The 21,454-nt window shown below is 68.2% G+C and carries 15 protein-coding genes; 6 read left to right on the forward strand and 9 right to left on the reverse strand.

All coding sequences use genetic code 11. From position 1 onward, the window contains the following. The first annotated feature begins 37 nt into the window (after nt 1–37). Entirely contained in the window at nt 38–691 is a 654-nt protein-coding gene (locus CRP49_RS08030) for a class I SAM-dependent methyltransferase (RefSeq protein WP_097252782.1), read from the forward strand. On the opposite strand, the gene CRP49_RS47755 is transcribed toward CRP49_RS08030, so the two are convergent. The 4 genes from CRP49_RS47755 to CRP49_RS08040 all read right to left on the reverse strand — a co-directional run bounded on the left by CRP49_RS47755 (nt 688) and on the right by CRP49_RS08040 (nt 8,637). Next, a complete protein-coding gene (locus CRP49_RS47755) occupies nt 688–816 on the reverse strand; it encodes a hypothetical protein (protein WP_257033334.1) in 129 nt (42 codons plus the stop codon). The genes CRP49_RS08030 and CRP49_RS47755 overlap by 4 nt on opposite strands. 168 nt (nt 817–984) lie before the next feature. Beyond that, complete coding sequence (locus CRP49_RS08035; RefSeq protein ID WP_097252783.1) at nt 985–1,353, reverse strand: hypothetical protein; 369 nt, start codon at nt 1,351–1,353, stop codon at nt 985–987. Between the two features lie 76 nt (nt 1,354–1,429). Continuing rightward, on the reverse strand, nt 1,430–1,696 hold the full coding sequence (locus tag CRP49_RS46420; protein ID WP_143669970.1) for a hypothetical protein: 267 nt from the start codon (nt 1,694–1,696) through the stop codon (nt 1,430–1,432). Continuing rightward, nucleotides 1,693–8,637 (reverse strand): RHS repeat-associated core domain-containing protein, encoded by a 6,945-nt coding sequence (locus CRP49_RS08040; RefSeq protein WP_143669971.1) that lies wholly within the window; start codon nt 8,635–8,637, stop codon nt 1,693–1,695. The genes CRP49_RS46420 and CRP49_RS08040 overlap by 4 nt, the downstream gene beginning before the upstream one ends. Nucleotides 8,638–9,229: 592 nt before the next feature. Between CRP49_RS08040 and CRP49_RS48825 the strand changes: the two genes are divergently transcribed. After that, the gene (locus CRP49_RS48825; protein ID WP_097252785.1) at nt 9,230–12,436 is read left to right on the forward strand and encodes an FG-GAP-like repeat-containing protein; all 3,207 of its coding nucleotides are present in this window, start codon (nt 9,230–9,232) and stop codon (nt 12,434–12,436) included. A 102-nt stretch (nt 12,437–12,538) separates the two neighbouring features. Here the strand turns inward: CRP49_RS48825 and CRP49_RS08050 are convergent, their stop codons facing one another. Next, nucleotides 12,539–12,943, reverse strand: a complete 405-nt coding sequence (locus tag CRP49_RS08050) for an ATP-binding protein (protein WP_097252786.1) — start codon at nt 12,941–12,943, stop codon at nt 12,539–12,541. A gap of 200 nt (nt 12,944–13,143) precedes the next feature. On the opposite strand from CRP49_RS08050, the gene CRP49_RS08055 reads away from it, so the two are divergent. After that, on the forward strand, nt 13,144–14,010 hold the full coding sequence (locus CRP49_RS08055; RefSeq protein WP_097252787.1) for a helix-turn-helix transcriptional regulator: 867 nt from the start codon (nt 13,144–13,146) through the stop codon (nt 14,008–14,010). After that, nucleotides 14,007–14,204: a DUF397 domain-containing protein gene (locus tag CRP49_RS08060; RefSeq protein WP_257033335.1), complete on the forward strand. Its 198-nt coding sequence runs from the start codon at nt 14,007–14,009 to the stop codon at nt 14,202–14,204. The genes CRP49_RS08055 and CRP49_RS08060 overlap by 4 nt, the downstream gene beginning before the upstream one ends. Here CRP49_RS08060 and CRP49_RS08065 read toward each other — a convergent pair. From CRP49_RS08065 to CRP49_RS08080, 4 genes are all read right to left on the reverse strand, one after another. Next, complete coding sequence (locus tag CRP49_RS08065; RefSeq protein ID WP_097252788.1) at nt 14,201–15,349, reverse strand: hypothetical protein; 1,149 nt, start codon at nt 15,347–15,349, stop codon at nt 14,201–14,203. The two genes, CRP49_RS08060 and CRP49_RS08065, sit on opposite strands and share 4 nt — an antisense overlap. 64 nt (nt 15,350–15,413) lie before the next feature. Then, complete coding sequence (locus CRP49_RS08070; protein ID WP_097252789.1) at nt 15,414–16,352, reverse strand: N-acetylneuraminate synthase family protein; 939 nt, start codon at nt 16,350–16,352, stop codon at nt 15,414–15,416. Between the two features lie 14 nt (nt 16,353–16,366). Then, nucleotides 16,367–17,584 (reverse strand): N-acylneuraminate cytidylyltransferase, encoded by a 1,218-nt coding sequence (locus tag CRP49_RS08075; protein WP_097252790.1) that lies wholly within the window; start codon nt 17,582–17,584, stop codon nt 16,367–16,369. Nucleotides 17,585–17,604: 20 nt separating this feature from the next. Next, nucleotides 17,605–18,915, reverse strand: a complete 1,311-nt coding sequence (locus CRP49_RS08080; protein ID WP_097252791.1) for a DUF6716 putative glycosyltransferase — start codon at nt 18,913–18,915, stop codon at nt 17,605–17,607. 198 nt (nt 18,916–19,113) lie between these two features. On the opposite strand from CRP49_RS08080, the gene CRP49_RS08085 reads away from it, so the two are divergent. Then, on the forward strand, nt 19,114–20,091 hold the full coding sequence (locus CRP49_RS08085; protein WP_097252792.1) for a glycosyltransferase family 2 protein: 978 nt from the start codon (nt 19,114–19,116) through the stop codon (nt 20,089–20,091). Further along, complete coding sequence (locus CRP49_RS08090; protein ID WP_097252793.1) at nt 20,088–21,422, forward strand: alpha-2,8-polysialyltransferase family protein; 1,335 nt, start codon at nt 20,088–20,090, stop codon at nt 21,420–21,422. Before CRP49_RS08085 ends, CRP49_RS08090 begins: the two co-directional genes overlap by 4 nt. The last annotated feature ends 32 nt before the right edge of the window (nt 21,423–21,454 follow it).

Below are 21,454 nucleotides of genomic sequence, written 5' to 3' on the forward strand. Positions count from 1 at the left end.
GGAACGGACCCTCACCCGGCCGGTAGGCTCCGCCCCCGTGAGCGACTCGACGGCACCCTTCCTGCGGAACACCCGCTCCTCCTACGACACGATCGCCAAGGACTACGCGTCCCGCTTCCCGGACGGCCTGTTCCACCCCCTGGACCGCCAGCTGGTCACCGCCTTCGCCGAGCTGGTCACGGCGAACGGCCCGGCCCCCGTGGCCGACCTCGGCAGCGGCCCCGGCTACGTCACCGCCCGACTGCACGACCTGGGCGTCCCCGCGTTCGGGGTGGACGTCTCCCCCGCCATGGTGACCCTGGCCCGCGAGGCACACCCCCAACTCCGCTTCCACGTGGGCTCGATGACGTCCCTCGACCTGCCCGACGCGACCCTGGGCGGCATCCTCGCCCTCTACTCCACCATCCACGTCCCCGACGATCACCTCCCGACCGCCTTCGCCGAGTTCCACCGCACCCTGGCCCCCGGCGGGCCGGTCCTGCTCGGCTTCCAGTCCGGCCCGGAATCCGGCCACCTCCATCTGGCGGAACGCTTCGGCCATCAGATCGACCTGGACTACTACTGGCGCACCCCGGAGCAGGTCACGGCGCTGCTCACGGGGGCGGGCCTGGAGGTGGTGGCGACGGTGCTCCGGGAGCCGGACGGGGAGGAGACCCGCGCGCGGGCGTTCCTGCTGGCCCGGAGGCCCTAGCTGTCCGTCGCAGGTACGGCGTCGCGCCGGACGGTGATGTCCAGGGTGACGCAGCGGCTGGCGCTGGTGCTGGGCGACTGGCCCTGGAAGGTCGCGAGGGCGACGATGCCGCCGTCGGTGGTCACGCACAGCGACCTGCCCTTGGAGAACCTGGCGACATGCGCTACTCGATGGACTGCGCCAAGATCCCCACGGAGCACAAGGAGCGCGGCATTGTGAACTGACTGAGCGGGCCGCGGACCGTCAAACAGGCGGCGGCCCTACCGGAACGAAACCTGTGGGGCCACCGCGATTCAGGAACACGGGTCGCCGGAAGAGTTCTCCTGCCCGTACCAGCCGGTGCCGCGGTGGACCACGACGCTCTTGCACACGACGAACCCCCTACGGGTTCCGTCCGAGACCTCGAGGTTCACAAACCCGCGATCGTAGCGTTCAGGCATGTCCAAGAATTCATCCATCTCACTGACATCGGCGGCGATGGCGACGGAAAGCTGCGGATAGCTGGACGCAATCTTCATACCGAGCACATCGTTGAAGACCACGTCCACGAACTCGTCATATTCCTGACCGGGACGGCCTCGCAGGACGAGCTTTCGGTGGGACTTGCTGTACGACCACACCTGAAAGACGTGGCCAAAGAGCAGCGGCAGATCCTCTGACACTTCAGCGGCACCTTACGTCCTGTTCAGAAGCCCCGTCAGGACAAACCTGACAGCGCTTCAAGCGCACCCACCGCAGTCAGATGTCCTTGCGCAACTCTTTTGCAAGTCCCTCTTGCAGAGCTTCATTCTGTGCACGCATCGATGACCAAGCACGGCTGTGATGAACCAGTCTCTTTGCCTCGGTAGCCGGGCAAATTCCGAGGTCGCCCACTGCACGAATGCAGGCGATTTGCGAGAATCCGCGCCCTTTGAGAAATTCAAGCACGGCTTCGACCTCCATTCCCTCTCTCAACTTGGGCCGAAGCTCCTGCAGCGTCTTCTCGTACTGCACCTGTCCGATCAACTGGATCCTCCAGAATATTTGGTCAGGTCGATGGTGAAGTCAACCTTGTGCCCGACAGGGCCGCTCTCCCTCTCCCCTTCGATCCTAAGCGTCTCGTACCCCTGCCTTGCAAGAGCCGGAGCTATGTTGCCTCGAAGTTCGGAAAGGACTGGCCCCACTCCAAGGCTTCCACGCTCAAGACCTTCTTCCCCGTAAACGGCAATATTGGAAATAGTTACATGCGTGCCATCGATTTCCACGTTGCCACCTATTCCAACCACCCCTTTAGGGGTGCGCACCTCATGCCAGAGGTATTCAACGTCGGCGATGTTCGGAAACCTGCAGGCAGGGTCCCCAGAGTTATGCACCAGAACCGGCGTGTTGCCCGCCAGCACATAGTACGTGTGCAGTTGGTCAACCGTCAGGTTGTACATGTCGCGGTCGCCCCGGCGAGAGGTAACTGCGGCAATGTGTACGTGCCCGTTCGTGGCGGTGTTGAGGGCGTGGCCGGGGGTGAGTTTGCCGGCCGGGACCCAGGCGTGGCGGGTGTCGTCCCAGAAGGGATGCTTGGACGTGGTGTGGAGGGTTGCGGTGGTGCCGTCGGTCAGCCGGATCTGGAGGTCGACCAAGTCGTAGTCGTGGTTGATCCAGACGTGCTGGACGGTGCGGCTGCCCTTGTGTTTGCCAGTGGCGGGATCGGCGGCTTCGACCTTGTCGCCGGTTTCGATCTTGCCGATGGCCTTGGTCTTGCCGTGGGCCATGAGAACCGGCGTGTCCGGGGTGAAGCTGCATCCAACAGCTGCCCCCTCCCCCTCGCCGAACAGTTCTTTACCAAGTGCCCCCAGGCTTCCGGCGATCCGCAGGGATCCACCGGCCGCCACCTCTGCTTCGCCCGCTGCGGCGTCGAGGGCAGCCGGCCCGCAGACCTCGATGGTGGCCAGGCACGTGAGACCCCCTACGACCCCGCCGAGGATCTTGGTGGCCGTGGGGTGTTCGTCGTCGAGGAGTCCGTACCAGTTGGCCTCCGCGCAGAAGGCGCTGGAGGGTTCCGACTGGCAGATCCCTGTCGCCCACATGTGCAGTTCGTGTTCGTAGCTGCCGGTCATTCCGCGGGCCGCGAAGTCCCGGCGGGTCGGGACATTGCGCCGCGCGATCGTGCGGGGGTACGTCCGGCCGCTCTTGGTCGGGTGGTAGCCGGCCGCCGGGCCGGAGATCGGGACGTACTTGCCGTGGCGCTTTCCGTAGCAGCCCTCGGTGGTGCATCCCGGGCCGTGGCTCGGCTTCCAGGCGGTGTCAGGGTTGTCGACGCTGCATCCGTCGCAGAACAGGCCGGTGGGGTCGCTGCCGGTGACGGGGTTGTTGCCGGCGTAGGCGTAGCCGTTGAAGGACTGCGGGTCCGCGGTGTTGAGGAGCGCGTCGGGGCTGATGAAGCGGCCCAGGGCGGGGTCGTACTCGCGGGCGCCGATGTTGGTGAGGCCGGTGGTCGCATCGATGGTGCCGCCGACGAAGCCGTGGTCACCGGGCCAGCTGGTGGGGGCCTTTCCTCGTGCTTCGCCGAAGGGGGTCACGGGGCGGCGGGTGACGGTGAGGGTGTCGGCCGTGATGTCGTCGGTGGCCGTGCCGTTCGGGTCACCGGTCTGGTAGCTCAGCTTCGTTCCGCTGGTGCCCGCAGTGGCGGTGCGGACTGCCGTGGGGGCGCCGGCGAGGCTGTAATAGCGGGTGGCGGAGGTGACGGTGCCGTCGGTGAGGGAGAGCTGGTCGCCGCCGAGGTAGAGGGTGGTCTTGCCGTCGTCGGTACGGGCGATCAGATTGCCGGCGTCGTCGTAGTGGTAGCCGCTGCGGTGCTTCGGTGACGCTGTGGGACCGGTGGTGAGGGTGTCGAGCTTGCCGAACGAGTTCCAGGTGTAGGCCTGGGCCTGGTCCGGCTGGTCGTCGCCGTCGGTCGTGGCGGTGGCGGCGGTGGGGTTGCCGGCCTGGTCGTAGCTGTAGGTGTGGGTGGTGTCGCCGGTGGTCGCGGTGTGGACGGCGTGGGTGTGGTCGCCGAGGTCGAAGTGCTCGCCGGTGGTGACGTCCTTGGACGCGTCGCCGGAGAGGTCGTGGTCGGTCTTGGTGGTGCGGTTGCCGGTGAGGTCGTAGGCGTAGCTTTGCCAGTACGGTGCGGGGCCACCGAGTTTGCCGGCGTCGGGCGTGGTGTTCGTGCACCCGCCGATGCCGTTGATGGTGGGCGAGTCCTCGGTGTGGGTGCCCCCGGTGTCGGTCCAGGCGTCGGTGAGACGGTTGAGGTAGTCGTAGCGGTAGCACTGCGTGTCGGTGTTCGCGGTGCCGCCGGCGTCCTGGACGTCGCTGGCAGAGGTGATCTGTCCGGCCTGGTTGTAGGTGTAGTTGACCTGGTCGACGGGGCTGGTGCCGTCCTCCTTGTTCACCGTGTGGGTCAGGAGCCGTCCGGTGGCCTGTTCCCAGGCGTCGGTGGTGACCACCTGGCGGGGCATGACGCCCATGGTGGTGCGGGTGGTCTGGCCGAGCGGGCTGTAGTCGATGTAGGCGGTGTAGGTGTCGGTGCCGCCGTTGGAGACGGGCAGGCCGACGCCGTTGTAGGAGTAGCCGACCTTCTCGTCCGCGATCAGGCCGCCGGTTCCGGTGGTGGCGATCTGAACCGTGTCGGGCAGGTCCTGGACAGACGTGTACTTGTTGGTGGTGCTGTAGGTGACCGCGCTGGTGTTGCCGTAGGCGCCGGCCGGGATGGTGGTGCTGGTGCCGGTCGGCTGATAGGCGGTGCTGTAGCCCGTGACCGTGCTGGTGTAGACGGTCTTGCCGCCTTCGTAGACGGTGACGGACTTCGGCTGGCCCAGCGCCGTGTCGGTGGCGGCGTCGTAGTAGTCGTGGTGGCTGAGCTTGACCTTCTGCGACGTCTTGGCGTCCCAGCCCCAGGTGTCGGTGACGCGGCCCAGGCTGTCATAGGTGGTGAAGAGGTGGCCGGTCTCGTCCAGGCCGTCCGTGGAGCTCTCGGTCGCCTCGCCGTCGTCGTTGTAGCTGATGCGGCTGGTGCCCGTGTCGGGATCGGTCCTGGCTGTGACGTGTCCGAGGAGGTCGTAGGTGCTGGTCCAGGTGACCTTCTTGGCCGCGTCGTCGTTCGTTGCGGCATCCGCGGCGAGCGGGCCGACGGTCCGCAGCATTTCTCCCGCGGCGTCGTAGCTGTAGACGGTCTTGTCGTAGGCGCCGGTGGGCTTGCTGCCGTGGAACTGGCGCAGTTCGGTGGTCTTGCCGCGGGCATCGGTGATGGTCGCGGTGGGGGTGCCGCCGGTGGGCGGGGTGGCGTCGGTCTCGTCGGCGCCCGGGTATGCGGTGGTGCTCTGCCACTGCTGCTGGCCCAGCGAGTACAGGGTGCCGGCGATGGCGCGGCCCTGACCGTCGTAGGTGGTGCGGGTGGTGGAGGGCACCTGGGCGTCCACCGGGGTGACCAGGGTGCCGGTCGGGGTGGACGTGTCCTTGTTGAAGTAGGCGGCGTTGGCGGCGGTTGTCCAGCCGTGGGAGTCGTAGGCGGCGTCAGTGATCAGCCGGCCGGTGCCGCCGTTGAGCGGCGTGGCCTGGGTCTGCCGCAGCTGCAGCATGCCGTCGTAGATCTGGTACGAGGCGGTGTAGTCGCCGCCGTCGGTGTACTTCTGCGACTCGACGTAGCTCGGGGCCGACTGGCTCACGGAGTAGGTGAACTTGTCGTTGGGCGTGGAGGGGTTGTCGGCCTTGGTGTGGTCGGACAGCCACACGTTCGTGAGGCGGCCGAGGCCGTCGTAGGTCTCGGTGGTCACCCGCTTGCTGGGGTCGGTGACGGTGAGCGGGAGCTGACGGCCCGGGTCGATGGTCGTGGTCGTCGACCAGCCCTTGCTGTTCGACGACACCGTGGTGACGGGCAGGTACTTGGCCTTGGTGGCCTTGGTGCTGCTGTTGTCGGTGTAGGCGGTGGTGGTCCAGCGGCCCATCGGGTCGGTGGCCTTGGTCACGCGGCCGCAGGTGTCGTACTCCGTGCCGGCGGCCTTGGCCCAGGTCACGTTGCCCTGGTCGTCGACGCTCTTCGCCTTCTGGGTGCTGGTGGCGTCTCCCGCACCGGTAGAGGGCAGGCTGCCCAAGGTCGTGGACTTGTCGTACCACGTACGGGTGTCCGACAGCGTGTGGGCGTCGGCCTTGGTCACGCACCCGCCGGCCTCTGTGATCACCTCTGCCGGGAAGGCGTACATGTTCCGGGACGCGTCTGTGGCGTAGGAGGTGGTGGTGCAGCTCTCCGGGGTGGTGGTGCCGGAGACTGGCTTGCCGTCGGTGCCGACCTCGCCCTTGTCATCGACCTGGGTGGGCAGACCTGTGGCGTTGTCGAGCGTGGTGGTGGTTTCGGAGGTACGCCACGCGCCATCGGCCTTCAGCGCGCGTACGTCCACCCGGTCGGTGTCGGTGAAGCGAGCCGTCAGGTCGGGCAGCTTGCCGCCACGGGTGTGCGTGGCCGTGACCGGTGACATCCAGGGGTGGTTGACCGTCTGGGACTGAGGGCTGCCGCCGTCCTTGTCATAGACGGTGGTCTGGTAGCCGTATCCGGACAGGGCGTCGTCGTCGGTGATCGTGTCGCCGACCGCGTCGGTGACCTTCACGGACGTGGTGCCGCCGCTGGAAGTGGCGTTGCCGTCCATGCCGCGCAGGTAGTCGGTGACTTCCTCGGTGACCGGATCGGAGCCTGCACCCGTGCGCGTGATGACCTGTGCGTAGCCGCGGAACTGGTCCCAGGTGCGGTACTTGTCGACAGTCGTCTCGCTGTCGTTGTGGTGCCAGGCCGCGCCGCCCTTGTATTCGTACGTGGTCACGTGGGGTGTCGACTTGGCGGTGGTGGCGTCGCTCTCGTCGATCTCGGCGACGGGGTAGGTGTAGAACCAGTCCAGGATCGGGGCGGTGTAGCCGGGCGGGGTCCAGCGCACGGGGTAGCAGGCCTGGGTGTCGGCGTCTTCCTTGGGAGGGCTGGTCCGTGAGCAGGAACTGGTCTTGTAGGAGACGGTGATGACCGAGCCGGCTTCCGTCTTCAGCGACTGGAGGCGGTAGCGGTTGATCGGCGGGACGTTCTGCGGTTCCTCCAGGCCGTCCACGCGGTTGGGCACGGTCGCCTTGCCTTGCGTGGTCAGCGTCGGCAGCGTCTGGGCGGTGCCTCCGCCGCGTGTGTCGGACCCGGTGTGCTTCACCGAGGACAGCCACATGGCGGGCTTGGTGCCGTCCCCCGGGTCGGGGTAACTCTGACCGAGGGTGTAGGTGTCGACCGTGGACCAGGCCGGGGTGGACAGCGACTCGTCCCAGACCTTCGTGGTGATGGTCGCGAGGCGCATCGTGGACCAGAACGTCGGCGAGTAGTTGGTGCACGTGCCGGTGGAGGCACAGTTCTGGTCGAACGGGGTGTCAGGCCAGTGCGAGGCAGTCGACGTGGTCGGCGCCTTCGTGCAGTCCACGCTGTTCTTGCCGTCGCAGCGCTGCGCCACGGTGAACACCACCTGCGCGGCAGGAGTGTTCTTGGCGACGTAGTCGGCGACCTGCTGGCCGTAGGAGATCGTGGACGGGTAGCCGCCTCGCACATAGGAGGTCAGGGTGTGGGCGGAGCCACGGCCGTAGTAGTTCGTCTCGGTCTTGTAGGCGTAGGTGGTGATGTTCTGGTGCGTGTCTACGACGAAGTCCAGGTTCCACCGCCAACCCTGGGTGCATTCCGAGGCCGTGAAGGTGGATCCGTGGCATGGCTCGCCGGAGTCGTCTCCGTAGACGGGGGCGCCCCAGGCGGCGTTGGTACTGGTGTCCTTGCCGTCGCCGCCCGCGCTGCTCGGCAGGTGGTCCGCGCCGAAGTAGTACTGCGTACCGTCGTTGTCCGTCAGCCGCCAGTACGTTCCGTCCTGCAGGCCGTTGGAGGCACCCGAGACTTCCTCGACCACCGATCCGTCATCATCGGACAGCCGCCATACCGGGTTTCCGTCGGCGTTCTTCTTGCCAGTTGGCACCAGCTCGCCCGAGTGCCCGGCCACGGAGATCGTCGCGTTGTCCCCGGCCCAGCACTGGTCGTAGTCACCGGAATGGCCGTCATCCGCGCAGGACCTGTAGGAGCGCTCGACGAAGCCGGGTGCGTAGTCCCAGCCGTCACCGATCCAGGAGGCCTGGTTGTTCGTCGCCGAGGTCCGTCCGTCGATCGACGCGGAGTTGTAGGACAGCCCGACGTCCGGAGTGTCACCGCCGACTGACGGCGGCACCGAGATCGGATACGAGTAGGTGAAGGCGCCGGTGTTGCCGGAGGTTCCCCACTTCCCGGAGGGCGCCAGCGAGGTCGCTGAGTACGTACCCGAGGTACCGGCGGCGGTCGCGGTGGCGGCGAGCACAACAGCCGATGGTGCCGAGACCGCCGGGGCACCCGGCTTCGCCTTGCCGGCGGTGTTCGCCGGGGCGGCGGGCAGGGTGATGTCGGCGACCAAGCGGTGCTTGGCGTAGTCGTTCGCCGACGCGGCAACGGGCTTCTGAGTCCGGCAGGCCTCCTTCTCCGGAGTGGCCAGAGCGCAGGTGGGCAACTCGACCAGGCGCAGGCGCGTGCTGAAGTCACCGCCGAACGCGTCCTGGATCGTGCCGTAGTCGAGGGCCACCGACACGCGGCCCTCGTCGGCGCCGGGTCCGGTACGGCGCAGGGTTACGGCAAGACCGTCGACGCCGGCCTTCTGTGCCGCGCGGTGGCCCGCCACCGTGACGTTCACCCGGCCCGTGGTAGCCCTGCCTGCCGCACTCCGTGCGGACGCGCGCTTCTTGGCTGCCCCCGGGGGCAGCAGGCCGCGGTCGAGGACTCCAGGTTGGCCAACGGCCACGGGCGTACCGGTGACATTGACGCTGAGCGAGGGCTTCTTCGCGCTCTTCGACTTGAGCGCCGCATCCGCGGTCTTGGCATCCGGCGCGGTCCCGGTCGGCAGGTTCACAGTCGCTGACGTGGCTCTAGGCCACTTCGGACTCACTGACCGGAACGGCTTCATCGGCGTGGACCGGAGGCTGTTCGGCCTGGCGCTTGCCGTCCTGACATCCACCGACCGCATTGAGGACAGTGAGAAGGGCGACCACAGTTTCGGCTTCTTCGCCGCATCGGCGACGCTGGCGTCCGTCAAAGAACCGGCCAACAGGGCCGCCGAGGCCAGTGCCACCACTCCGAGTCGCGCTCCCGGCCCCCGAAACCGTTCTCGCCCCAACACGCCGATCCCCCACCACAGTTCTCACAGGTTTTTTACAACTTCGGTAATTTATCGGCGCGTTGAGTCCAGCAAGTCAAGCTATCGCCATGATCACGTCAAGATGCACAGGGTGGACGCAAAGCCTCCATATGCATCCGAATCGAGATCGGATCCAGATTCCCCAGCCCTGGCAGGTCGATCAGCACAGCGAGAGGCACAGGGGCCACCCATGGGCACGCAAAGAGTTGTTCTTTACCCGGCCGCACCCAGTGGATCGCACTAACGTGCGAAGCGACTATGCCCTGAAGCGGGCATCACAGACAGAAGCAGACAGAGACGAGGCCGCATGATCCGCGCAGGAACGACCCGCCGACGGCGCAGACCCTCCCTCACCCTGGTCACGAGCGCCGCCGTGCTCGCGTTGGCTCTCGGCCCCGCCACGGTGATCGCGCACGCCGACACGTCCGCGACGGATCCGGCAACCACCCTGGAGCAAGCCGAGACAGCCGCCTCGGCCCAAGCCACCACCACAGGCAATCCAGTCCCCGTGGACCAGGCCACCACTGCCGACAGCACTCTGACAGCCCAGCCGGACGGCACCTTCACCCAGCGCATCAGCGCCCAGCCGGAACGTCTGCAACGCGACGGGCAGTGGGTCCCGTTGGATGCCACCCTCCAGCGCAACGGTGACGGAAGCTACTCCCCGGCCGCTTCCAGCAGCGGTCTCACCCTCTCCGGCGGCGGCAGCGGATCACTGGCAACCCTCGACAACAACGGCAAGCAGATGTCGCTGTCCTGGCCGACCGCTCTGCCGGCGCCGACCGTCCATGAGGGCAGCGCCCTGTACTGCGACGTGCTGCCCGGTGTCGACTTGAAGGTCACCGCCGACGAGCAGGGCGGCTTCTCGGAAGTCCTCATCGTCAAGACCGCACAGGCAGCCGCCGATCCTCGCCTGGCCACGCTCACTCTGGCCACGGACACGCACGGCCTGAAGCTGACTACAGATCCCGGCGGCAACCTCACCGTCGCCGAACCCGGCACAGGCGTTCCCGTCTTCCACGCCCCTGCACCCCTGATGTGGGACTCCGCTGGTTCCAGCGCAAGCGCCCAGCCTGCACGAAACACCGATTCAGCCTCACTGCCCGGAAGCAGCCTTCGGACAGCGGCCGCACGCACTGCCGCCTTCGTCAAGCCGGCCGAAACTCGAGCCGATGATGGCGGCAATACCCAGACCGACTTGAGCGGCGGACCCAGCCCCACTTCGCAACAGGCTCCTGTCCACACCGACGTCACCTCTGACGGCCACCTGCAGCTCACGCCCGATCCCAGCCTGCTCAAGACCGCCAGCTTCCCCCTCTACATCGACCCCACCTGGATATCGGTCAAGGGACAGGAGAAAGGCTTCACCTACGTCCAGCACGCCTACCCCGGAACCAGCCACTTCAACGACAGCGACGCCAAACTCGGAGTCGGCTACCAGGGCTACACCTCACCCACCGGCGCCGAGCGCACGTACTACCAGTTCAACATCGGTACCAGCATGGGCGACAAGCACATCCACTATGCCGAACTCGACGTCAACGAGACCTACTCCGCCGACTGGGGCTGCACCAAATACCGGGTCACCGAGACCAACGTCGCCCACATCAGCAGCTCCACCACGTGGAACAACCAACCCGATGCGTACTCCCAGTCCGACACCTACGACTTCACCGGCGCCAACAACAAAGACTGCCCGGGAGGCGACGCGGGCGGCTTCGACGTCACCAGCTCCGTCAGCAATGACGGGGACGGCACCGTCACCTATCGTCTGACCGGCAGCGAATCAAACGAGACCGCCTTCAAGCGCTTCTCCACCAAGGCCACTCTCGCCATCACCTACAACACCCCGCCCCGCACTCCCACCAGCACCACCTCCAGCCCCAAGCCCGCCAGCCCCGCAACCTACGGCTGCAGCGGCACTTCCTACGGCTGGATCCCCAACGCCGATGCCTCCGGCGGAGTGAAGCTGTACGCACACGTCTCCGACCCCGACGGAGACAAACAGAACATCCGCGGTCAGTTCGCCTTCTGGGACAAGGGCGGATCAGGTACCGCCGGCGCCGTCGATCTGATCTCCACCGGCGACTCCGACGGCAACTCCAGCACCGTCCCCGGCAGCGGCGGCACCGTCCAGATCACCGTCGACCCCAAGGACCACCCGCTCAAGGACGGCCACCTCTACGGCTGGCACGTACGAACCGACGACAGCATCGACACCTCCGGCGAAGCGGACAACTGCTACTTCTGGTACGACGCCACCGCCCCCAGCCACCTCGCCATCAAGCCGCAGGACGACACCTCCGACCTGCATACCGGCGACACCGTCCACTTCACCCTTTCGGCCACCGACCCCAAGCCCACCGGCGCCACGGCCAGCGGCCTGGACCACTTCATTTGGTCCGCCACCTCCTCGGCCGCCCTCGACAACGATGGAGGCACCTCCATCACAGCAGCCGCCGACGGCACCGCCTCCCTGACCTACACACCCACCGCCTGGGGAAGCACCACCCTCTGGGTCGCCGCCGTCGACAACGCGGGCAACCAGTCCCAGCCCGTCCACATCACCTTCTACGTCCCCGACGACGTGAACGCCACCGTCGAGCCAGGAGACATCGACAACGACCACGTTCCCGACCTCGTCGCCGCCGACTCCGCCACAGGCAACCTCGACCTCATCCCCACCAACACCGACATCCCCACGAGCAACGGCCAGCCCGCCCCCGTCATCGCCTCCGGCCCCGACGACGCTCCCTCAGCCGCCGACGGCTCCACCACCTGGGCCAACACACTCCTCGCCCACCGCTCCAGCAACGACCACAGCTCCAGCGGCAACCGGGTCGACGACCTGTGGGCCTACAAGAACAGCCACCTGTGGCTCTACACGAACAACCTCAACAACAACGGCGGCCTGGTCGGCAACGGCAACCGTTACTTCACCCGCGATCACCGCGTCGCGGTCGCCAGGCCCAACTGCACCAAGGGAAACTGCTCCGCCTACACGCCCGACTGGTCGGCAGTCAGCCAGGTCACCGCGCCCGGCGATGTGAACGGCGACGGTCACCCGGACCTGGTCACCGTCGAGAACGACCACCTCTGGCTCTTCCTCGGGTCCACCGCAACCGGGCAACTCGGTGAAGCCCATGAGATCGGCACCGCCGCATGGAACGGCTACACCATCACCTCGCCCGGGGACACCAACAACGACGGCCACCCCAACCTCTGGGCCCGGAACAAGAACACGGGCGTCATCTACGACTTCCCCTTCGGCACCGACAGCCTCGGCATCGGCACCGCCATCACGAACGGCGCCTTCACCTCCACCGACCGGCCCCTCATGACCTCCCCCGGCGATGCCAACGGGGACGGCATCGCCGACCTCTACACCATCACCGGTGACAAGGAACTGTGGGCCAACATGGGCACAGCCCCCGACGCCAGCGGCTACCGGCTCGGCGCCCACCACATCGCAAGCGCCGGCTCGCTCTGGAAGACCATCACCAACATCGCATAGCCCACGCCAACAGTCTGGATCAACAAGCGCCATGAGGCGGGCCTGGCTTACCTCTCCTCGCAGAGAGAGCCAGGCCCTGTTCTCGCTGGCGATCTCAGCCGCTCACGCCGCCCCCAGTTCGCACCACACGTACTTTCCCCGGTCCCCGAACCGGGCCGAGGGCTGCCAGCCCCAGTAGTCCGCGCAGGCCCTGACCAGGCCCAGCCCCCGCCCCTCCTCCACCTCACCCACCTGTTCCAACGGACGCGGCGGATCCGGCGGCTCAGGGTCCGTGTCCCACGCCCCGATCCACACCACCCCCTCCGCCGACCGACGCACCCTTAGCGCAGCCGGCCCCTTCGTGTGGCGTACGGCGTTGGAGACCAGCTCCGTCGCAAGGAGTTCGGCGGTGTCGACGAGCCCGATCAGTCCGTGCAGGGTCAGGATCAGGCGCAGGGTGCGGCGGCAGACGGTGACGGCTCTGAAGTCGTTAGGGATATAGAGGGTGTAGTCCCAGGTTTCGGACATGCGTCAGCTCCGGTTCGGTGGTGGGGATTTCACGCGCGGTGGCTTTGTCGCAGCCGTCATGGCCGGACGGCACGGTGCACTTCCGCTGCGTGTGCATCGCGTCACTGACGGTAGACCTAGATTTTTAAGTTTTGCAAGCTGGCCGCGTAACCTGACCCCTGAACGAGTCGCGCCTACCGGCGTGTTGGGAGGAGAAGGGCATGGCACTGAGGAGCGAGCCGACTGCACGTCAGATGCGGTTGGCGGTTGAGTTGCGCAGGCTCCGCGACGCCGCAGGCCTCCCAGCCCGCGAGGCAGCGGCACTGCTCGGAGTGAGTTCGGCGCAGATCAGTCAGATCGAGACCGGCCTCACGGGCGTTAGCGAGAAGCGGCTACGCCGTCTCGCCGCCAACTACTCCTGCTCGGACGACGAGTTGATCGACGCTCTGGCGGCCATGGCGACCGACCGAACGCGGGGCTGGTGGGAGGAGTACCGGGAACATCTGCCCACACCGTTCCTGGATCTCGCCGAGTTGGAACACCACTCCACATACCGACACTCCACATACCGACGCGATGTGGAGTTCCTGTTCGTTCCCGGCCTGCTTCAGACACCCGAGTACGCCCGCGCCGCGTTCTCCTCCAGGATTCCCGAACTCCCTGAGGAAGAACTCGAACTGCGTGTCCGGCATCGCATGCAACGCAAAGCGATCCTGGTGCGGCCCGATCCCGCTCCCTACGAGGCGGTCATCCACGAGGCGGCACTACACATCAGACTCAGCGACCGAGCCAATGCACGGGCCCAACTCTTCCGCGTCTTGGAACTCTCCGAGGCTGACCACGTCACCGTGCGTGTCATCCCTTTCGACCTGGACGGCTTCGGCGGAGCCTGGAGCCCCGTGATGCTGGCGGGCGGTGCGGTGCCCAAGCTGGACACGGCCGTTCGCGACGCACCTCACGGCACCGGCTTCATCGACTCCGAGGCTCAACTCAGCGTCTTTCGAACGCTCTTCCGTAGGGTAGAGGCTGTATCACTCGACCCCACTCGTACGCGTGACTTCATCCACAGAGTGGCCAAGGAGCTGTGAAACCCACCGTGACCCCCGACATCTGGCGGAAGTCGTCCTACTCAGGCGGCGGCGACGGCAACAACTGCGTAGAGATCGCCAACCGCCCCACCCACATATCCATCCGCGACTCCAAAGACCCGGCCCTCGGCACCCTCACCTTCCCGACCGAAGCCTTCACCCCCTTCATCGAGGGCCTGAAGGCATCAAGCTAGGCCAACCCCACCGCCGCCAGCCGATGCACATCCTTCGCCGTCCCCGTCACTCCCGACAGGAACCCCTGCGCCCGAGGCGAGGCGTTCTCCGTCAGCCAGCTGGGGTCGATGTCGCAGACGGCCACCCGCACGCCCGTACCGGCCAGGGCGAGCGGGAGGGTGTGGACGACCGTGGACGGGAAGCTGAGGATGGTCCGGCCGATGGGGCCCCGGCGGGCGATCAGCTCCAGCGGCAGGTCCGGGCGGACTATCTCCAGCCCCGTCGACGTGGCCAGCCGGTGCAGCTTCTCCGTGTTCTCGCGGCGGTGCGCGAAGTAGCGGGTGGCGCCGTGGGCCCTGGCGAGGGAGCGGACGGCCTCCAGGTAGCGGTCGCCGTCCACCACGCCGGTCTCCACCAGTGACGTGCCGACCATGTCGGCGCCCTTGGTGATGCGCGGCGGGCCGAAGCGGGCGCGGGTCCAGGCGAAGTCGTTGGCGGTGACCGTGACGCCCTCGGGGGTCTCCGTCACCGGCATGGAGGAGAAGACCTCGACGCGACGGCGGTCGCTGGGCGTGAGCCGGCGGCGGGCCGAGGAGGAGACCGGGGCGAAGAGCAGGTCCCTGGCCCCCGGGCGGCCGCCCTTGCGGTGCCAGCGGACCAGGCGCTCGCCCCGGGCGAGCTGGGCGACGAACTCCATCGTCGCCGTGCCGTCGTCGACCACGACCAGGTCACGGGCCCGGGTGATCGTCAACAGCAACTGCACGTAGCGGGAGAACGGGTCTCCCATGACGATGCGGTCGGCCCGGCGCAACGCACCCGCCAGGCCACCGATCGTGTGGAAGGGCGCGGTCGTACCGCCCCGCGCCTCCTCCCAGCGCACCCGGTACCCCTCGTCCCGGGCCAGGTCCGCCATGCGGCGAAGCTGGCCCCGGGTCATGGGGTCGGTCGGGGACAGTACGACGACGGTGAGCTCCGCGTCGGCCGGCGGTACGGCACTGGCCGGCGACCGCCGTGCCTGCGCGGGCACGGACAGCCGGGCCGGCTCGGGGGCGCCGCGCAGGCCGTGGAGGTGAGCCCACTCCAGTACGTTCAGCAGCTGTACCGGGCTCTCCACGAAGGCGAGCGTGTGGGCGGGGTGGCCGGCCTGGCCGGCGCGGGGGCTCATCGTCGTACGACCGTCCCGTCGTAGGGCACGTAAGGCAGGTGAGGCGAGTAAGGGGTCAGGACGCTCAGACCGCGACCGGCTCGCCCGCCGCCGCCGCGATCTCCGCCTCGGCGACGACGCCGGCGACGCGACGCAGCTTCTTCATCGGGCCCAGCTCGGAGTCGTAGACCTTCTTGACGCCGTCACCGAGGGAGGCCTCGATGGTGCGGATGTCGCGGACGAGGCGCGTGAGGCCCTGCGGCTCCACGGAGGCGGCCTGGTCCGAGCCCCACATGGCGCGGTCGAGGGTGATGTGACGCTCGACGAAGGTGGCGCCGAGGGCGACGGCGGCCAGCGTGGTCTGCAGGCCGGTCTCGTGGCCGGAGTAGCCGATCGGGACGTTCGGGTACTCCTCCTGCAGGGTGTTGATCACGCGGAGGTTCAGCTCCTCGGCCTTGGCCGGGTAGGTCGAAGTCGCGTGGCAGAGCAGGATGTTGTCCGAGCCCAGGACCTCGACCGCGTGGCGGATCTGCTTCGGGGTCGACATGCCCGAGGACAGGATGATCGTGCGGCCGGTCGCGCGCAGGGCGCGGAGCAGCTCGTCGTCCGTGAGGGAGGCGGAGGCCACCTTGTGGGCCGGGACGTCGAACTTCTCCAGGAAGGCGACGGCCTCGGTGTCCCACGGGGAGGCGAACCAGTCGATCCCCTTCTCCTTGCAGTACTCGTCGATCTGGCGGTACTCGTCCTCGCCGAACTCCACGCGGTGGCGGTAGTCGATGTAGGTCATCCGGCCCCAGGGGGTGTCGCGCTCGATGTCCCACTGGTCGCGCGGGGTGCAGATCTCCGGCGTGCGCTTCTGGAACTTCACGGCGTCACAGCCGGCCTCGGCGGCCACGTCGATCAGCTTGAACGCGTTCTCCAGCTCACCGTTGTGGTTGATGCCGATCTCGCCGCAGATGTAGACGGGGCGGCCCGGGCCGGCCTCACGCGTACCGAAGGTGCGGATGCGGGAGTTGGTGCTCATGACAGGGGATGTCCTTACTTGGGGAGGGAATCGAGAGAGGGGCCGAGGATCCAGCTGGCGATCTCTCGGATCGCGCCGTCACCGCCGGGGACGGTGGTGATCGCGCGTGCGGCGCCGCGTACGACGTCGTGGGCGCTCGCGACCGCCACGGGCCAGCCCACGAGGGCGAAGCACGGGAGGTCGTTGACGTCGTTGCCGACGTAGAGCACGCGCTCCGGCGCGATGCCCTGCTCCTCGCACCACTGCTTCAGTGCGAGGTCCTTGCGGTCGATGCCGTGCAGCACCGGGAGCTTCAGCTTCCGGGCGCGGGCGGCGACCACCGGGTTCTGTTCCGAGGACAGGATCAGCATCCGCAGCCCGCTCTTGCGCAGGGCGGCGATGCCGAGTCCGTCTCCGCGGTGCACGGAGACGAACTCCCGTCCGTCGGAGTCGATCAGCACCCGGTCGTCGGTCTGGGTGCCGTCGAAGTCGAGGACTACGGCGTCGATGTCGTCGTAGGTGGGGAGCGAACCGGGGCGGTCCGCGTCGAAGAGGGGGGCCAGCGCGCGGGCGCGGGCCAGGTCGTGCGGGTCGTCGATCTCCAGCACGCGCGCGGGGTCGGTGCGGACGAGTTCCGTACGGCCGAAGAAGCGGTGCTGGTGCTTGCGGAAGCCGGCCGCGTCCATCGCATAGGCGGCGCCGGTCTCCAGGAAGTCCTGGGGGCGGTCCTGGCGGCGCGGGCGGAAGGACTTGTCGTGGTTGACGCCGAAGCCGCCCTCGCCCGCCTCGTCGGAGTGGCGCCAGACGAAGCCGTGGAAGGGGGCGACGGTCACGGCGGTGTCCGCGCCCTGCTCGGCCACCGCGCCGGCGACGCCGTCGACGTCCTCGCGGACCAGGAAGGGGCTGGTGCACTGCACGAGCAGGACGACGTCGACGGGGGCTCCGTGCAGGGCCTCGTGGGCGTCCATCGCGTGCAGGACGGCCGCCTCGGAGGTGGCGGTGTCGCCGGCGATGGCGGCCGGGCGCAGCACGACCTCGGCGCCCGCCTCACGCGCCGCGGCCGCGATGGCCTGGTCGTCGGTGGAGACCACCACGTCCGTGACGAGCCGGGTGGCCAGGCACTCGCGGACCGCCCGGGCGACCAGCGGGACGCCGCCGATGGGGGCGAGGTTCTTGGCGGGCACTCCCTTGGAGCCACCACGCGCGGGGATCACCGCCAGGACACGGCGCACCACAACTGCTTTGTCGGACACGGGATTTACTCCTTGAAGGGTCACAGCTCCCCCATCCGTCGGATCACGGGGGCCACGCGCTGCACGCCGTGGCGGTAGGCACCGCGCGCGGCCCGGCGCACGATCTGGCGGACGGGTCCCGGCTCCTTGTCGGCGGCGGGCGCGCCGGGCAGCGGGGCGCCGTCGGGGCCGAGGTGGTGGCGGGCGAGGATGCCGGGCAGGTAGCCGGGCGCGGTCTCGGGTGTGTAGTAGGGGGTGAGGGGCGGCAGCCCCCCTGGGCGGTCCAGCAGCTTGGCGATGCGCTCGCGGGCCGTGTCGAAGGCGGTGGCGTAGGAGCCGTCGGCGGCGACACCCTGCCGGGCGACCCATTCCTCGTTCGGCGCCGGGCGGTGTCCGGCGTCCAGCTGGTCCCAGGAGGCGAGGCACCCGGAGCCGGTGAAGTGGTGGTTGCCGAGCACCTCGCGCACGCCCAGGTCGGTCAGGACGACCGTCGGGATGCGGCGGTGCAGGGCTTCCAGGGCGGCCGTGGAGCTGACCGTGACCAGCAGGTCGGTGCGGTCGAGTACCTCGCCCATGTGGCCGTACACCAGGCGGAAGTTGGCGGGCAGGTCCTTGCCCTGGACCAGCTTCTGGTACGGCAGCTCCTCGATGTGGGTGGTGTGTTCGCCGGGCTTGGAGCGCAGCTTCAGCAGCACCTCCCGCTCGGGGTGCTTCCGGGCGTGCCCGATCAGCCGGTTGAGCAGGTACGTACGGTCCTTGCGGCTGTCCGGGACGGAGGGCTGGGCCGCGAACACGACCGTGTAGGGCTCGTGTTCACCGGTGTACGGCTCTCCGCCGAGGAACGGCAGCGCGACCTCGGTCACCGCGGAGGCGTCGGCGCCGACCCCCTCGTACACGGCGCGGAAACGGTCCGCGTCGTGGCGGGAGTTGGCGAGGACGAGGTCCGCGCCGTGCCGCAGCAGCAGCCCGTCGGCGAGCTTCTCGTAGACGACGCCGACATAGCCGGTGACGACGACGGGACGCTTCCCGGAGCCCCAGGCGTTGCGCAGCCCGTGCAGCATCGCCTGCACACCGCCGCCGACGAGGGCGACGACGAGGACGTCGTACGACTGCTCGCTCATCGCGCGCAGGAACTCGACGCCGGTCACCTCGCGGAGGGAGTCCGCGTGGACGCCGACCTCTTCGAGCTGGCGGGGGGTGGGGGTGGCTCGTCCGCGCAGGAGGTAGCCGTCGAGCCGGATCTCGGCGCCCGTGGGGGTGACGCGCTGCGCGGTGAGCGCGCCCCACTTCCATCGGGTGTCGGAATCCGCGAGGACGGCGACCCGCAGGGACTTCGTTGCACTTGCTGGCACGCCGAAGACGCTAGGAAGGCATTCCGAGGTTCCGCCCAACCCGAATGCAACAAACGGTTAACAGCACATCGCCGAATGGCGAATCAGGCCGTGATCGGGCCGGAAAATAGCCCGGTTCACAGCTTCGCCACGCGTCGTTCACCTGGCATCAAGGCAACGGTCAAGACACATGACGGGCTTCGCCCTAACGTCCGTGACGTGGTCAAGCTCTCCGTCATCGTGCCGTTCTACAACGTGCAGCAATACGCGCCCGACACCCTGAGGAGCCTCAGTGCGAACGCGCGTGAGGACTTCGAATTCATTCTCGTCGACGACTGTTCCCGCGACGGGACACCAGAGATTCTCGCGCGCGCGGAGCGCGAGCTGCCAGGCGCGGTCCTCGTCCGGCACGAGCAGAACGGAGGGCTGGCGACCGCCCGCAACACCGGTATCGACCGGGCGCGCGGCGAGTACCTGACCTTCCTGGACGGCGACGACTGGCTCGCCCCCGGCTACTTCCCGAAGCTGGTCAGCGCCATGGACGATCTTGGCTGCGACTTCCTGCGCACCGATCATGTGCAGTGCACGGCGCGGTCGCGCACCGTGCACCGGGTGCCGGTCGGCCGGCGGAACGTGGTGCTGAACCCGCGCGAGGCGATCCTGCCCGCCGACCGGTCCACCTCCGTGGACTACGCCTTCGCCTGGGCGGGCATCTACCACCGCCGGCTGGTGGACAGGGGTCTGCTGCACTTCACCGACGGGCTGCGCACGGCCGAGGACCGGCCGTGGATCTGGAAGCTGCACCGGGAGGCGGAATCCTTCGCCGCGGTGAGCATGCTCGGTGTGTTCTACCGGCGCGGAGTCGCCTCGTCACTCACCCAGATCGGCGATGTCCGGCAGCTCGATTTCATTCGCGCGTTCGATCAGGTGATCGCGGAAACAGCCGCCGACCCGGAAGCCGACGCGCTCCTGCCGAAGGCCGTACGCACGTATTGCGCCATCATTTCCCATCACCTGGGATCCATCGAAAGGTTCGAGCCCGCGGTGGCGAAGAAACTGAAATCCCTGAGCGCCGGGGCGCTGCAGCGCATGCCGCAGGACGTGCTGGACGAGGCGCTGGACTCCATGGACCTGCAGCGCGCCACCAAGCTGCGCCGGCTGCGCCGCCGTCCCGCCTCGACGGGGGTCGCCGCGTGACCACCCAGATCTTCCAGGCGTCGACCCTGTACGGCACGGCGACGCTCGCCGCCGCCCTGGACTCGGGCTGTTTCGGCCCGGCCGGCCGGCGCATCCTGCTGGTCTGCAACAACGCGGCGACGCCCGAGACCACGCCCGGCCTGGACGAGATGCCCGGCTTCGAGCGGCTGCGCGAGCGCTTCGACGACGTGATCTTGTACAACGAGACGATCTTCCCGTTCCACCCCGGCGGCTGGGCGCCCCGGGTGGACGACATGCCGCTGTGGGAGCGGTATCTGCGCCACGAGTGGCACCTGGGCGACGACGACGTGGAACTGGCCGTCGAGTCGATCCAGGTCAATCCGTCGCTGGCGCTCGCCCAGATCTTCACCGGCGCCCTGGTCACCGTCTACGCCGACGGCCTGATGAGCTACGGCCCGACCCGCAACAAGATCGACCCGCTGGTCGGCACCCGCGTGGACCGGGTGCTCCACCTCGACCTGGTGCCGGGCCTGAAGCCGCTGCTGCTCACCGAGTTCGGCGTCCCGGGCGAGATCGTGCCGACCCAGGCCTTCACCAAGGTGCTGGCCGAACTCGCCCCGCTCGGCGACGACCTGCCCGAGATCGAGGAGCCCGCGCTGCTGCTCGGCCAGTACCTCTCCGCGCTGGACATCCTCACCGCCGAGCAGGAGGAGAACCTGCATGTGCGGATGCTGAAGGGGGCTGTCCAGCTCGGCCACACCAAGGTGGTGTTCAAGCCGCACCCCTCCGCTCCGGCCCGCTTCACCCGCAGCCTGGAGCAGGAGGCGGAGAAGCTCAAGGTGGACCTCACCGTGCTCGACACGCCGGTCCTCGCCGAGGTGCTGTACCAGCGGATGCGTCCCGCGCTGGTCGTCGGCTGCTTCTCCACCGCGCTGCTCACCGCCTCCGCGCTGTACGGCCTGCCGGTCGCCCGGGTCGGCACGGACCTGCTGCTGGAGCGGCTGACGCCGTTCGAGAACAGCAACCGGATCCCGGTCACCGTCGTCGACGCGCTGCTGCCCGAGCTGACCGACGGCGAAGCGGTCACCGAGCAGCGCAAGGACATGGACGTCGAGGCGCTGGGCGCGCTGGTGCGTGCGGTGGGCTTCGCGATGCAGCCGAAGATCCTGCCCAGGCTGCGTGCGGAGACCGAGCGGTACCTCGCGGGGAACCTGAACGCGCAGACCCTGCGCTACTTCAAGCGCAAGCGTCTGACCTCGCTGGCGCTGCCCGGCGGGGTGCCCTCCCAGCTGTCGTTCATCCCGCGCAACGCCACGGTCCGCCGGGTGGCGCGCAAGGCGCGCAATCTGCGCCGGGTCGTACGTCGCTGAACCCACCGTAAGGCTGACCCCCCGTGAGGGCG

Source organism: Streptomyces sp. Ag109_G2-15 (genome assembly GCF_900215565.1).
GTDB classification, from domain to species: Bacteria; Actinomycetota; Actinomycetes; order Streptomycetales; family Streptomycetaceae; genus Streptomyces; species Streptomyces diastatochromogenes.